This is a genomic window from Corynebacterium sp. 239_CJEI, from assembly GCF_001055995.1.
Lineage (GTDB): Bacteria > Actinomycetota > Actinomycetes > Mycobacteriales > Mycobacteriaceae > Corynebacterium > Corynebacterium jeikeium_D.
The window spans coordinates 72,363-87,177 of sequence record NZ_JVOW01000006.1; the positions used below are offsets into that span (position 1 = coordinate 72,363).

Annotated in this window: 10 protein-coding genes; 2 read left to right on the forward strand and 8 right to left on the reverse strand. The window is 58.5% G+C overall.

The features are described from left to right. Positions 1-3: 3 nt before the first annotated feature. From lipB to ADB08_RS01440, 4 genes are all read right to left on the reverse strand, one after another. Complete coding sequence (gene lipB / locus ADB08_RS01425) at positions 4-807, reverse strand: lipoyl(octanoyl) transferase LipB (RefSeq protein WP_049170215.1); 804 nt, start codon at positions 805-807, stop codon at positions 4-6. A gap of 152 nt (positions 808-959) precedes the next feature. Continuing rightward, positions 960-2,585: an inorganic phosphate transporter gene (locus ADB08_RS01430; protein ID WP_049170217.1), complete on the reverse strand. Its 1,626-nt coding sequence runs from the start codon at positions 2,583-2,585 to the stop codon at positions 960-962. A 569-nt stretch (positions 2,586-3,154) separates the two neighbouring features. After that, on the reverse strand, positions 3,155-5,173 hold the full coding sequence (gene sucB / locus ADB08_RS01435) for a 2-oxoglutarate dehydrogenase, E2 component, dihydrolipoamide succinyltransferase (protein ID WP_049170219.1): 2,019 nt from the start codon (positions 5,171-5,173) through the stop codon (positions 3,155-3,157). Positions 5,174-5,346: 173 nt separating this feature from the next. Then, entirely contained in the window at positions 5,347-6,885 is a 1,539-nt protein-coding gene (locus ADB08_RS01440; protein ID WP_080969608.1) for a leucyl aminopeptidase, read from the reverse strand. Positions 6,886-7,107: 222 nt separating this feature from the next. Here ADB08_RS01440 and ADB08_RS01445 point away from each other — a divergent pair, with 222 nt between their 5' ends. Both ADB08_RS01445 and ADB08_RS01450 read left to right on the forward strand, forming a co-directional pair. Beyond that, on the forward strand, positions 7,108-8,223 hold the full coding sequence (locus ADB08_RS01445; protein ID WP_049170221.1) for a branched-chain amino acid aminotransferase: 1,116 nt from the start codon (positions 7,108-7,110) through the stop codon (positions 8,221-8,223). Positions 8,224-8,712: 489 nt separating this feature from the next. Then, the gene (locus tag ADB08_RS01450; protein ID WP_049170222.1) at positions 8,713-10,590 is read left to right on the forward strand and encodes a vWA domain-containing protein; all 1,878 of its coding nucleotides are present in this window, start codon (positions 8,713-8,715) and stop codon (positions 10,588-10,590) included. A 566-nt stretch (positions 10,591-11,156) separates the two neighbouring features. Here ADB08_RS01450 and ADB08_RS01455 read toward each other — a convergent pair. The 4 genes from ADB08_RS01455 to ADB08_RS01470 form a co-directional block, all read right to left on the reverse strand. Then, complete coding sequence (locus ADB08_RS01455; RefSeq protein ID WP_049170224.1) at positions 11,157-12,029, reverse strand: adenosylcobinamide-GDP ribazoletransferase; 873 nt, start codon at positions 12,027-12,029, stop codon at positions 11,157-11,159. A 5-nt stretch (positions 12,030-12,034) separates the two neighbouring features. Beyond that, positions 12,035-13,072, reverse strand: a complete 1,038-nt coding sequence (gene cobT, locus ADB08_RS01460) for a nicotinate-nucleotide--dimethylbenzimidazole phosphoribosyltransferase (protein WP_049170226.1) — start codon at positions 13,070-13,072, stop codon at positions 12,035-12,037. Positions 13,073-13,174: 102 nt separating this feature from the next. Then, positions 13,175-13,768, reverse strand: coding sequence for a bifunctional adenosylcobinamide kinase/adenosylcobinamide-phosphate guanylyltransferase (locus ADB08_RS01465; protein ID WP_049170228.1), 594 nt, complete (start codon positions 13,766-13,768; stop codon positions 13,175-13,177). A gap of 12 nt (positions 13,769-13,780) precedes the next feature. After that, on the reverse strand, positions 13,781-14,545 hold the full coding sequence (locus ADB08_RS01470; protein WP_049170231.1) for a DUF3043 domain-containing protein: 765 nt from the start codon (positions 14,543-14,545) through the stop codon (positions 13,781-13,783). Positions 14,546-14,815 lie beyond the last annotated feature (270 nt).

Below are 14,815 nucleotides of genomic sequence, written 5' to 3' on the forward strand. Positions count from 1 at the left end.
ATCCTACTCTTTTGTTGATGAGTACTCGAATATGCCGGTGGTGGAGTTGTGCTTCACCCGGTGTGGCAGGTCCTTCGTGGGGTCGGGCGCGGAGCCGAAGGAATGGTCGGCAACGGTCAAACGGCCTTCCAAAGCATCTTGCAAATCTGCCAGAAGCGGCTCTGTCATCTCTGACACGCTAACATTTCGGTCAAGCTCCCGGGATAGGGTGGTCACTCCAGCATCGGAGATGCCACACGGGATGATGTAGTTGTAGAACTCCATAGAGTTGTCGCAGTTCAGACTGAGTCCGTGCATGGTTACACCATGGGTCACGCGGATTCCCAGTGCCGCAATCTTTCGGTCGCTCAGTCCGTTTGATGCGGGAACCCATACCCCCGAGCGGCCATCGATGCGGCCAGCAGCCGCGATGCCGGCTCGGCGAACGGTTTGAATGAGGGCTTCTTCCAGTCTGCGGACGTAGTCCACCACATCGACCGGCTGAGCGAGCTTGATGATGGGATACATCACAAGCTGGCCCGGGCCGTGCCAGGTGATGCGGCCACCGCGGTCGACATCGACGACCGGCAACCCATTGGTAGGACGGTCCTCCGGCTGGGTGCGCTTTCCTGCTGTGTAAAGACTCGGGTGCTCAAGCACGAGAACCTGATCTGGAATTAGGTCTTTCGCACGCTTGGCAGCAAGGTCTGCCTGTAGGTGCCAGGTCTCTTCGTAGTCGACAAGGCCGAGATGTTGAATCTCGATGTCGGAGCTTGATTCCCGAATGGATTTATCTGCGCGAGTAAAAGGTTTTCTTGGGGCAGTCATGGTGGCCTATAGGATACGCCGAAATTCTGTAGGCCTCAGATTACTTGTTACTTGGATAGCGCCAAACTTACTTGGATAGCGCCAGACGTAAAAATACCCCGGTGGTCACTAGAAAGTGACCGCCGGGGTAAAAGTGGCGTGCTTTTGTGGGCTTAGCCGAAGACGACGCGGAGGATGGAAACGGTGATTGCCGAGATACCTGCAGCGGCCGGAAGGGTAATAACCCAGGCCAAACCAATCGGCTTCATCAGGTTCCAGTTAGCGGCACGGTTAACGATACCGACACCGAGAACGGCACCAATCAGAATGTGGGTGGAGGAAACCGGCAGACCCAGCAGGGAAGCAATCATAACGACCACAGCAGCGGAAAGCTCTGCGGCAAAACCCGATGCTGGGTGGATCTCAGTCAGGCCGGATCCGACGGTCTTGATAACGAAGCGGCCGATAAACCACAGACCGGAGATGAGAGCGACACCCATGGTGGTCATGACTGCCAGCGGGACGCCGGACTCGGAAGAGATCTCGTTGGTACGGAGAACATCCAGAATTGCCACGAACGGGCCAAGCGCGTTAGCGATGTCGTTCGAGCCGTGGGAGAAAGCGAACGCAGCAGCGGTGAAGACCTGCATCCAGCTGAACAGCAGGAAGGTGGAACGATCCAAATCCTGACGCTTCAAAGTACGCGCGAAGATGTAAACGGCAAGCCACACTGCGGTGGCGATCATGCCCATAATCAGGAAGTTGTCCAGGCTGGAAAGCCCTAGGTGAAGGTTCTTCAGACCCTTGAACAGCATCATCGCGGAGATGACAATAGAGCCCAGGGCTGCTAGACCCGGAACCCAAGCTTCCAGCGCACGGTGAGCGCGGACATCATCAACCTTGGATTCGATGTGGACGAGCTTGCGGAAGTACTCAGACTCCAGGTCATCCGGGGTCCAGTCATTGTCACGCATCGTCGTAGCGTCGCGAAGCATCGCGTTGGTGTACGAGATCTGATCGTGCTCAGGGAGCTTTTCGAAGTCGTCGCGGTGCTGCGCCTTGAGGTCCGCCTTTTCCTGGTGGATGGCCTGCAGCTGCTTGGAAGCCTTGTCGTTGTAGACGAGAATCGAGTTCTTAATACCGCTGAACAGAAGGAACGCAACCAAACCGCCGAGGAGCGGAGAGAGGACCCAGGAAACGGCGATCTGACCAATCTGATCCCACTGGACCATGCTCCAGCCACCCTTGCCGGTGATGAAACCGACCGTCAGTGCGGCACCGACGATACCGCCGACGATGGAGTGGGTAGTGGAGACTGGCCAACCCATGCGGGTGGCAACGAGGAGCCACACTGCCGCGCCGAGAAGCGCGGACATCATGATGAAGGCGAACTCCATCGGGTCCAAACCGTGGATTGCGTTCAGGTCCACAATGCCGGAACGGACGGTGTCAGTAACCTCGCCACCAGCGAGGACGGCGCCCGAAACCTCAAAGACTGAAGCGACAACAAGCGCCTGCTTCATGCTCAGGGTGCCGGCACCGACTGAAGTACCGAAGGAGTTAGCAACGTCGTTACCGCCGATGTTGAACGCCATGAAGACGGCGAACGCGATGGTAATCAGAAGGATTGCCGTATTTGCCTGCGGGCCCACAAAGTCATAAGCCCAGAAGACAAAAATTACGATGTTGATTGCGAGAAGCCCGCCGAAGAAGAGGTGCCACCACTTATCTGAGGAGCTCGATTGCTCAGATGATGTGGTCCCGGTCGACGAACTAGTATTCGCTGGAGCCGAGGACATGCTCCACCTTTCTAAGTTACGTACAGAGAGCAAAAATAGGCACGCCAAAGAAGCCTGCTGTCTAATGATTTCTTAGATTGGTAAAGGCTAATTGCTAACTAGGTGACGGCGAGGTTAACAAATAATGAATTTAATTATCGCTATCTTCAGCTCTCGTCGGTGTAGCTGAAAGCGATAGCCGGAACTGTGTGCGGGGGTGTGTGGTGTTCTCGCATTTCGGCAGGACAAAAAGTATGCGCATTTGCTACTTGCAGCTTTGCTTTCGGTTCGACCCTCCCGCTGTCTGCTAATGGCTTAACGGCGCAATAACAGCACGTTAATTCTTTGTGCCGATGGAGCCTTTGCTAGCTATGTGTGGCTACGTGAAATCTGAGCACTAGCCAAGAATAGGGGGCCTGCGCATTTGAAGGAATCGCTGATTAGGTTCAACTGCGGGACGAATGCGGCAAAAGAAATACCCGCGTCAGCCGCAAAGTGCGACTAACGCGGGCAGGGAAGAGGCAGAACCTCCTGCTAGCAAGCCAGCTAGATTCCCGCGGCGCTACTACCCCAGGAGGGGAGCAAGCTGCTTAGAGCTGCAGATCCGATTCGAAGTTAGCAACCTCGAGGCGGTCAACAACGGTCGTCATGAAGCGACCTGCATCAGCGCCGTCGATCAGGCGGTGATCGTAGGTAATTGGCAGGAAGACCATGGCGCGAATACCAATGGCATCTGCCTCATTCTCGGTGACGACTACTGCGCGCTTCTTAATCGCGCCGGTGCCGACCATTGCGGCCTGCGGCGGAACCAGAATCGGAGTGTCGGTCAGAGCGCCCTCGGAGCCGATGTTGGTAATGGTGAAGGTGCCGCCGGACAGGTCGTTCGGGGTCAGCTTGTTGTTGCGAGCGCGGTCTGCGATGTCCGCAATAGCAGCAGCCAGCTCCGGCAGGGACATATCCTGAGCGTTGTGGATGACCGGGGAGAGCAAACCACGCTCGGTATCGACAGCGATACCCAGGTTGACCTGCTCGTGGTAGGTAATCTCCTTGGTCTCTTCGTTCCAGGAAGCGTTGACGTTCGGGTGGCTGACCAGAGCCTCAACGATTGCCTTTGCAAAGAATGGCAGGAAGGTCAGCTTTGCGCCGTGCTTCTTCTCGAACTCAGCCTTCTTAGTAGCGCGCAAATCCCAGATGGCAGTCATATCGGCCTCGTGGACCTGGGTCAGCTGTGCGGAAGTCTGCAGAGACTCGAGGGTCTTGGCAGCGGTGATCTCGCGGATGCGGTTGACACGCTGGGTGGTGCCGCGCAGCTCAGCGAGCTCAGGGCGAACGCCCTTGGTGGACCAGTTGGAGCCGGACTCAGCAGTAGTCTCCTGGCCGCCCTCGGCAGCGCGCAGAACATCCTGCTTACGAATGCGGCCGCCGATTCCAGAGCCCTCGACCTTAGTCAGGTCAACGCCGTGCTTGTCAGCCAGCTTGCGGACCAGCGGGGTGACGTAAGGAACGTCCTTGTTAGCGGAAGGCTTGGATTCAGCCTTCGGAGCCTCAGCCTTCGGAGTCTCCTTCTTCGGCTCTTCCTTCTTTGGCTCCGGCTTGGACTCTGCCTTTGGAGCTTCCTTCTTTGGCTCCGGCTTGGATTCAGCCTTTGGAGCTTCCTTCTTCGGTGCAGCCTTCTTTGGCTGGCCACTGCCAACGCGAGCGATGACCTCGCCGACGTCAACGGTGTCGTCTTCGTCGTAGAGGACCTCGAGCAGGGTGCCTGCGACTGGGGAAGGAATTTCGGTGTCGACCTTGTCGGTGGAAACCTCGAGCAGTGGCTCGTCGACCTCGACGGTGTCGCCGACCTTCTTCAGCCAGGTGGTGATGGTGCCTTCGGTGACGGATTCGCCGAGCTCCGGCATCTCAACGTCAGTTGCGTCGCCAGCGTCAACGTCGGTGGAGTCTTCCTCAGTCTCCTCGTTAGCCTTTACTGGCTCCTCGTCCTTCTCGACTGCGGCAGATGCCTCCTCGGCCTCTTCCTTGGCGGCCGGAGCAGTGTCTGCATCGCCAACGCGAGCGATGACCTCGCCGACGTCAACGGTGTCGTCTTCATCGTAGAGGACCTCGAGCAGGGTACCTGCGACCGGGGAAGGAATTTCGGTGTCGACCTTGTCGGTGGAAACCTCGAGCAACGGCTCGTCGACCTCGACGGTGTCGCCGACCTTCTTCAGCCAGGTGGTGATGGTTCCTTCGGTGACGGACTCGCCGAGCTCCGGCATCTCAACGTCAGTAGCGGAACCGGAGGCAGCCTTCGGTGCTTCCTTCTTTGGCTCTTCAGCGTCTTCCTTCGGAGCCTCTTCCTCGGTCTCCTCAGCGCCTTCCGGCTCTTCGCCCGGCTCGCCGACCTTTGCGATGACCTCGCCAACATCGACGGTGTCGTCTTCTTCAAAGAGAATCTCGGTGAGAACACCGGCGACCGGAGATGGAATTTCGGTGTCGACCTTGTCGGTGGAAACCTCGAGCAACGGTTCGTCGACCTCGACGGTGTCGCCGACCTTCTTCAGCCAGGTGGTAATGGTGCCTTCGGTAACTGATTCACCGAGCTCCGGCATCTCAATAGAGGTCGCCATGTTTGTGCACTCCTCGAAAAGTTAAGAAATCTCGTTTTAAGACGGTTATTACAAATTAGCTTACAGGTTGAAAACTCTGCTTGCCCCGTGGGCTGCGCCCGCTTTCGACTGGTGCGTGGAATAGCTCATTCCAGCCAGGATTCCAGCCGGGCGGGGCGCAGTCGGATGACCGGCTACTTCGTTGCCAAATCCTCAATCACAGAGAACATCGTCCGAACCGGAACACCAGTGCCCCGCTTCGGGGTATAACCATACTCCCCGGTGGTGTTGAAGGCCGGACCGGCAACGTCGATGTGAACCCATTCAACATCCTCGCCAACGAATTCGCGCAGGTATGCAGCTGCAACGCTCATGCCACCAAAGCGAGAGTTCGTGACATTCCGCAGGTCAGCCACCGGCGACTTCAGGGCCTCTGCTAGCTCAACTGGAATCGGCATTGCCCAACCATTTTCACCAATGCTCTGAGACAGCTCTGCAACACGGTCACGGAACTCGTCGTTACCCAGGACGCCCGGGGTGCGCTCGCCAAGAGCGACCAGCTGCGCACCGGTCAGGGTAGCGGTGTCAATCAGGTGAGTCGGCTTGTCTTCGCAGGCGCGGACAATGGCGTCTGCGAGTACGAGGCGGCCCTCAGCATCGGTATTCAGAATCTCAATGGTCTTACCGCCGTACTGCGTAATGACGTCGCCCGGACGGTACGCCTTACCACCCGGCATGTTCTCCGCCATTGGAACAGTTGCGGTCACCGGGGTGGATACACCTAGGCGAGCAGCCAGGACGACTGTGGCAATAACAGCCGCAGCGCCGCCCATATCGGAGATCATGTTCTCCATGCTGGCGCCCGGCTTCAGCGAAATACCGCCAGTATCAAAGGTGATGCCCTTACCGACCAGGCCCAGCGAATTCTCTGCCGACTCATCGCCCTTCCAGATCAGGCGCACCAGGCGCGGCCCGCGCGAGGATCCACCACCCACGGCATTGAGGCCTCCGAAACCGCCGGCGCGCAGAGCGTCGTCGTCAAGCACCTCGACCTCGAGCCCCGCGTCACGGCCCAGCGCTGCAGCAGCGTCAGCAAACGTCTCGGGGTAGAGGTGCGACGATGCTGTATTGACGAAGTCACGCGCGGTGGCAACGGCATCTACAATTGCCGAAGCGCGCTTTACGACGTCGTCATCAGCGCCCAACACAACCACCTTCTGGGTGGCCTCGTTGCTTTCTTCGTCGCTCTTCTGACCGGAGTAAGCGTAAGCGCCCAGCGCAAAGCCCTCGGCTGCAGCCTGCGGATCGATGGCGCCGAGAGTGTTAAAGACCACCTTGGCCTTGGTCATACGGCGCGCAGCGGCGCCGCAGGCACGGCGGATGTCCTCGGCATCCAGGTCCTCAGAACCCACGCCAACGCCCGTGACACTGTCGACATCCAAGCCAGCAGGAGCCGGGATGGTGGTCACGGACTCGGCCTTAGCGCTGGCGGAGACTGCCTCAAAGGAGGCGAGCAGCTGCTCTGCAACCGAACCGATGGCCTCGGGTGCGACCAGCTCGAGGCCATCCTCGCCGTCGATAAGCGCGACGAGGACCGCGTCGGCGTCCGCGGGCAGAGAGTTGTCGGCAGCGATGACCACGCGAGTGCCGATAGCCGGCAGGTAATTGGACAAAACAGCGGCGTTGCGAGAGGCACCGAGCTGTGCCGAATCATTGTTAGCGGGGACTGACATGTAGTTGCATCTCCTTGTAGTCGTACTATGTGGTACACCACCGTATCCCTATTTGCCGGTTCGTGTCCTTCACCCCTGGACAGCCGACTGACGAGCCAGCGCCACGACTATTGGAATGTACCCGCGCCTAGTGCCCGCGACGCTGACATTGCCCTGACTAACACGGTCTTTCGGGGGCGAGTATTGATACGACTCGATCCTCGACGGTTTAGGATGAAAGACATGTCTGCTTTGGAATTTGCAATCGAACGTAACCCGAATCCACTCTCTGATGCCGAGCGCGAGGAGATTTTGGCCAACCCTGGTTTCGGTAAGCACTTCACCGACCACATGGTCCGAATTGACTGGACTGCAGACAAAGGCTGGCATGGCGCCAAGCTGCAGGCATACGGTTCGATTGAAATGCAGCCGTCTTCTTCGGTCCTGCATTACGGGCAGTCGATTTTTGAGGGCCTGAAGGCGTATCGCATGCCGGATGGTTCCATTGTTACTTTCCGCCCGGAGCAGAACGCCCGTCGCTTCCAGCGCTCCGCTGACCGCATTGCAATGCCGCAGCTGCCGGAGGAGACCTTCCTCGAGGCAATCCGCCTGCTGGTTGAAGCCGATGCAGCATGGGTGCCGCCAGCTGGTGGCGAAGAATCCCTGTACCTGCGTCCAATCATGTTCTCCACCGAGAGCACCCTGGGCGTGCACCCGTCGAACTCTTACACCTTCCTGCTCATCGCTTCACCTGCCGGCGCGTACTTCTCCGGTGGCATTAACCCGGTGACCGTGTGGATCTCCCACGAGTACGTGCGTGCCGCGCCGGGCGGCACCGGTGCTGCGAAGTTCGCAGGTAACTACGCAGCTTCGCTGGCGGCTCAGCAGCAGGCAGAGGAAAAGGGCTGCGACCAGGTTGTGTGGCTGGACGCTGTCGAGCGCAAGTACATCGAGGAGATGGGCGGCATGAACCTGGCGTTCATCTACCCGGATGAGACTGCTGACGCTGGTGTTCGGCTGGTGACTCCAGAGCTGTCTGGTTCGCTGCTGCCGGGCATTACTCGGGCATCGCTGCTGCAGGCTGCTCAGGATCTGGGCATGAATGTCGAGGAGCGTCGCATTTCCACCGAGGAATGGAAGAATGATGCCACCTCCGGTGTTATGGGCGAGGCATTCGCCTGCGGTACTGCTGCAGTCATCACCCCGGTCGGGTTTGTGAAGTCCGCTGAGGGCGAGTTCGAGATCAACGGCGGCGAGACCGGTGAGTGGACCATGAAGCTGCGCGAGCGGCTGACCGGTATCCAGCACGGCGAGGTTGAGGACACCCACGGTTGGATTTACAAGCTCGTTGAGGCTTAGTTTCGGCGTAGGTCGGCTAAGAAAAATTTAATAGTGGTTACTAGAATTAGTACTTTCGCAGCCCCTGGTCAGTATTCGCTGGTCAGGGGCTGCGTTTTTGCTTTGCTGGCTCCCCAACGGCTGTGCGGTTTTCTGATGGTTCATGAATTGTTCAGACGGCATTTGTTTAGCCGTTAAAAACACCTCTAGCGTGACCGGGGTCACTGTGAAAAACTACCAACACGATTGATTTTTGTAGTTGGGAAAACAGTTTGAGGCGCTGTGATGGTGGTAGTTCAAGACTTTTTTAAAGATAGTTTTTCGTCAAGTAGTTCAAAGCGCCTAAGGGTAACCATCGTCGTCACTCTGTTGTTGGCTGCGTGGACGATTGGGTTTAGTGCGATTCCGGCTCCGGTGGCGGCAGCCCAAGATTCGCCTTCGCCGTCCGGGGTGGAACAGCCCGCTCCTACGGGCGAAGGGGGTACGGGCGAAGCAAAAGCAGAGCTAATCATGGATCTGTCTGGTTCGATGCTTGCCGACGACGCCGGAGGCACCCGCCTCGATGCGGCAAAGCGCGCATCCACGGAGCTGATTGACTCCCTCCCGGATGATGCGCTGCTTGGCATGCTGGTTTATGGCCAGCGCGAATCCAGTGATGAATCCAACCGCGAACGTGGTTGCCAGGACATCGAGGTGCTGTCGCCTGTCCAAAAGGTCGACAAAGAAGGCCTGAAGAGCAGGATTGCCGGGTTGGAAGCTCAGGGCTACACGCCGATCGGCAATGCACTGCGTAAGGCGGCTGATGAGCTTGGCCCAGACGGTGAGCGGTCAATTATTTTGGTCTCTGACGGTATCGACACCTGCGCGCCGCCACCGGTGTGTGAGGTTGCGAAGGAACTGGCAGGGCAGGGTGTTGGCCTGACGATTCACACAGTGGGCTTCAAGGTCGATGAAGAAGCTCGCGCTGAGCTGGAGTGTGTTGCGCAGGTATCCGGTGGACAGAGCATGACTGCGGACGATGCTACCCAGCTTGCAGACCGCATGAAGTTCTTGACTCAGCGGTCAGTGCAGGGCTACGAAACCACGGGTACTCCTTTCGAGTTCTCCGAGACTAAGGAAGGCGCGAAATGGCTCGGCGAGGGCAAGTACCAGACGACGCTGGTGCCAGAGGTTGCTCAACACGATCGCACCCCGCTCTACTACCGAATCGCAGTGCCGAAGGGACACAACGCGATTGTTACCTCAAAGGTGTTAGCGAATATCGATGCTGAGGGTAAGGGCCAGCAGGATGTCCGAACTGAAGTTGACGAAATCATCAATGAAACTGGCGGAAAATGCCAGGACGACGGTCGTATGGGGTCGCTGACTGGCGCCGAAGCTAGTGCCGATTCGTGGACTCCAACTTCGGCTGATGCAAGCATTCTTGCATGGGATAGTGACCGCATCGAATCCAGTTGCGATCAAACCAAGTGGCTCGTCGCAAATAACGTGTGGGTCTATGACGGTGATTCAGTAGCGGACTATCGTGATGAACCGGTGAAGGTCGAGGTTAGCGTCCAGTTTGAGCCAGTGCTGAAGAAGCAGGATGCTGACAAACTAAATGAGGGGCGGTCTTCTTCGACCGGCGACAAAGCCTACAAAAAGGCCACTTTTGGAGAGGCCAAGCCCGTAAACGGTGGCAATAACGCAGCCCAAGCGCCGGAAGTTAAATCTGGGGATACCATCTCTGACACAATCGTGCCCGGTGAACAGAAGTTCTACAAGATCCCTGTGGAGTGGGGTCAGCGACCAGTGATTGCTGCCCGCACTGGAAATTCGGAGCGCGATAATGCCGATTCCATGGGAGTTGCCCTGCTGAATCCGTTCGAGGTTTCCGTTGCGGATGGAACAATGCACTTTTATCAGGATTCCGAGGACCTGAACTTGTCAACAGATCGTCCGGTCGAATACAACAACCGAGAATCTAATGTTGGAGGACGACCTGTAGCCAACGCCGGCTACTACTACGCGACTGTCCGAATGGCTAACTATCGCCCGGATGAAGAGGTCAGTGGCATCGATCAGCCGTTCCAGCTCGCATTCCTCCTGGACAACAAGCCAACTAAGGGGCCTGACTGGCGACCGACTGACAAGAACGGCCCGACTCCATCCGATAAGCCGATTCTGGCCAAGGGAGAGTCGGAACAGGAAACGTCAAAGGACTCGTCAGAAGATGCGTCGAATAAATCTGACTCCTCGGATACGGATTCTCAGGCATCCGCATCCTCGTCGGACATGGAAGATGAGGGCATGAGCCCGTTGGTCATTGGCACCGTTGTAGCAGTGGTCGCCGTGTTTATCGGCATTGCCGGCGCAATCGTCTACCAGAACAAGAAGCGCAAGGAGTAGACAAACCGTAAGATCAGGAAGTTCCTGAGCAGGGGGGGGCAGGGTGGGGAAGGCAGCAAAATTGTGTCCGCTTGGCGTATCGCTGGCGGGCACATTTTGTGCTACTTAGCCGCAAGAACTGACAACTCCAAGAATTATGGGCTGCAGATGTGAAACTGTGTGAGTTTATGACACTTTCAAGCCATTTTTCGGACCATTTTTGACATAAACGCAGTCAGTAACTCGCATTGGCCCGCCGTCGCTAACATAACCGCAGTCACTAGCCCCACTGAACCCAAACCCCACTGAACCCAAACCTGGGAGTGCCACCCCAACAAAGAAAAGCGCGTCCCGTGCATCGCTGCGGCGGGACGCGCTTTTTTAATTAGCTGGGAGGCTAGAAGGTGTGCTCGTTCTTGGCGCCCCGGCAAACGGTCGGCGCAAAATAATTTGGGCGAGCCCCGAAACGAGCCTCCTGTACTCCGCCTTCCCGGCGGTGTGCCCTCAGAATACGTCCGCGTCAAAGCGACCGTCAATAGTTCTTTTTAAAGAAAACCCCAACGGGGGCAATGCGCGCATTTTCCCTGCTAGAACCCTATGGCAAGTGCCACGGCACAGACAGCGCACGCTATCTCAATGACTGCACCAAACACGTCGCCGTTGACTCCGCCAAACCTCTTCACGCAATGCCGCGTCAGCAGCAGTGTAACGCCAAAGCTCAGTGCACAAGCGACTACGCCCACGAGCCCAACCACCCAGCCCGACACAGCGAGCAGCAGTATCCACCAGCAGGTCACCGTGACTGTGGACTGAGTACCGGCAGTCAGAGAGCCGAAGCCGCTGTTCGAAAAAGGCGGAAAGCCGCGCCAGCAGGCAGTCGTTGCTGCCGCGCGAGAGGCTACAAAAGGCAAGCACAGCGCAACCACACCAGGCCACATCTGACCAGCAGACCACTGCGACAGCACACTAGCCACAATCACGGCAAAAGCAGTCGTCGTCGTCAACATCGTCAGCACGATGGAGCCCACGCCCATTGGGCCGGTGCTCGGATCGCGCAGCACCTCCCGCGCCCCCTCCGGCGGCTTATACGAGCCGAGGGCATCCGCCACATCCGCCAGCCCATCCAGGTGCATCGCGCGGGTCAACATCTGTGCCGCCACCATAATCAGGGTGCCGCCGAGGATCGGGGTGACGTCGTAAAGCGTGGGCGTGCCTGACGACGACGTTGCGAACAGCGCCGCCGTGATGAGAACTGCACCCGCGGCAGGAACGAGCCCAGCTACTGGCAGTGCAGCGATGGCGCGGCGGCCGGTGATGCGGTCGAACACGCTCGCGCCTTTGAAAGGCAGGACAGTGAGCCAGGACAGGGCAGTGGTGATGGCCTCAGCGACGGCATTGCCGTGAGCGGAGGGATCACCGTCGAGGTTGTCCTGGTGAGACGGGCCGGCTTTGTCGGACAAGTCGATTAGTCCTTGGTGCTTACGCCTGCGTCGGCGAAGGTAGCCATGTTGCGCAGGACGGATACGCCGGACTTGACCAGCGGTAGGGCAGCGACGGCGCCGGAGCCTTCGCCAAGACGCATCCCGTATTCGAGAAGTGGTTCCTTATCCAGGTGTCGAAGGGCAAGCGCGTGCGCGGGCTCTGCCGACTTGTGGCCGGCGACCCACCAATCGCGGGCGCCCGGAGCGAGCTGGTCAGCCAGCAGAGCAGCGGATGTGACAACCACGCCGTCCAAAATCACAGGAGTGCGACGCACCGCTGCCTGAGCCAAGAATGCGGCCATCACAGTCATATCCGGCGAGGAAATACGACGGAGCACCTCAACCGGGTCATTGCGCAGGCGACGCACGCGGAACATGGCATCGCGCACGGCAGCGACCTTGAGCTTCCAGCCCTCGTCATCAATACCAGTGCCTCGGCCGACGACGACAACTGGTTCGGAGTTGGTCACGGCACCAATCAGCGCTGCGGCTGGAGTAGTGTTTCCGATGCCCAGGTCGCCGGCAATGAGCAGGTCAGCGCCTTCATCAACGGCGGCGTCGGCAATAGCGACGCCCGTGCGGATGGCCTTATCGACCTCCTCCTCGCTCATCGCATCCTCGCGGTCGATAGAACCGCAGCTGCGACGGATACGGTATGGCCCTTCGGCATCGTGGTCGAGGGAAATGTCTACACCGGTAACTGTGGCTCCCGCGATGTCAGCGATAGCGTTCACGCCGGCACCCTTTTCCTCGATGTTGGCAAGCATCTGGATAGACACCTCGGACGGGTACGCGGACACCCCGCCCTGGGCAATACCGTGGTCACCAGCGAAGACATAAACACGACAATCGTCCAGGTCATGCGGAGGGCATTCTCCCTGGCACGCCGAAATCCAAATGCCGAGTTCTTCCAACCGGCCGAGTGAGCCTGCGGGTTTAGTCAACTGCTCATGGCGCGCGCGGGCGGCCTGTTCAGTCTCTTCGTCAGGGCGCGCTACCGGTCCAAAATAATCCGCGTTCATACTCTCAAACGCTACCCGAAAATGATTTGTGTACCGACCATTGGTACACAGTTATTCGCATTGCTGGGAAGACTGTCATAGGAGGAGGGGCGTGGAGTGAATCTAGCTCGCCGCCTTGACTTCCATAGGGCAGCCCGCCACAACTAAGACAACACGATCACAGACAGCTGCGAGCTGCTGGTTGAGAAGGCCAATTTCATCACGGAAAAGCCGCCCTGAGCGGTGCTCGGGAATGACACCGAAGCCCACTTCGGGTGACACAATGAACAGGTCGGAATCTGCGGGGAAGTTGCGCACGGCGTCGACAAGCGAGTGCGTCCACGGCGCGACGCTGCCCCTCGGTGCCTCCCACAGCCCCTGCGCATCGATGATGTGCGTCAGCCAGGTGCCGACATCGTCGAGCAACATGCGCCGCCCCGGCCCAGCGAGTGCATCCACCGCATCGACGTCATCAACCGTGTGCCAGGCCACTCCGTGCTCTTGTGCCTGTGCTTGACGACGAATGCGGTGCTCCTCGACCCTGGAGTGAAAGTCACTATCACCGGGGAAAGGCCGTGCAGTTGCGATGTAGTGCAACACTGCTGAGGCTGCGGCATCTGAGGCACCGTCGGTCGAGACTGCGGCGGTGGCCAGCAGCTCGTGCTCAGCCCATGAGGACTTGCCTGAGCGGGCGCCACCGAGAACCAGAGTGCGCATGGCAGATGGAGGCTACTTGATCTCGTCGCCGATGTTGACCTGCGGACGCGGAGTACGCAGACGACGCGGCTGAGAAGCGCGGGAGTAAGCGTAGAAGCCCAGCCCCCAGGCTCCCTCGGTGGTCTTCGGGAAGCGCTCACGCGTCAGCTTGATGGCGCGGCGGCCGATGTAGATACCCTCGATAATCAGGGCGATGATGAGAACCATCGCGATGAGAGATGCGATGTTGGCCAGCTTTGGCAGGGAAGTGCCAATCATCATAATCAGCAGCAGAATCAGCGCGAACGGGAGGAACACGTTAGCGAGGAAGCGACGGGAATCAACCCAGTCGCGGACAAACTTGCGCTCAGCGCCCTGGTCACGCGGCAGCATGTAGCGCGGATCGCCGGCGGCCATACGCTCGTCGGCAATGCGACGCTGCTCACGTCGCTCTGCTCGCTCGCGTGCCTTGGCGGCCTTGAGCTCTTCCTTGGACATGGAGGCCTTAAGTTCCTTGCGGCGTTGGCGAGCTTCCTTAGCGGTCAGCGGTGCCTCGACCGGGCCACGGCGGATGCCGCGTTCGCGCTCAACCTCGTTGCGCTTCGGGGTGGGGCGCCCCTTCTTCGGAGTAAAAGCACCGCTGTGCTTCTTCTCGGGCTGCTGAGACTCCGAAGCGGTGCCCTTGGCGCCGCTGGATGCGGTCGCGTCGGTGGCTACGTCTCCGGCGTTGGTTGCGTCAGCTTTAGTTGCGTCAGCTGCCTTGGACTTTTTGTCATTCTTTTTCCACGGTAGATTCACGACCCCAGATTATAAGGTCTCCAAGGTGCTTCCCTAATTAGGTTGCAGGTTGAGGGCCAGGGTTCCGGGGCAAGGGCGTGGTTTTTGGGGTGGCCGCAGCGTGGGGTGGGAGGGGAGAGAGTGCGGTTGTGGCGTGGGAAGCCGTGGTGCGGTTGCGAGGTGGCGGCAAGAAGAGACTTCAGAAAAAGAGAAAGAAAAAGAGAACCCAGAATTGGGAATTAAAGACTGGTCGGTAAGGTTGTGATAAATAATGACGTAGCCGACCTTGGG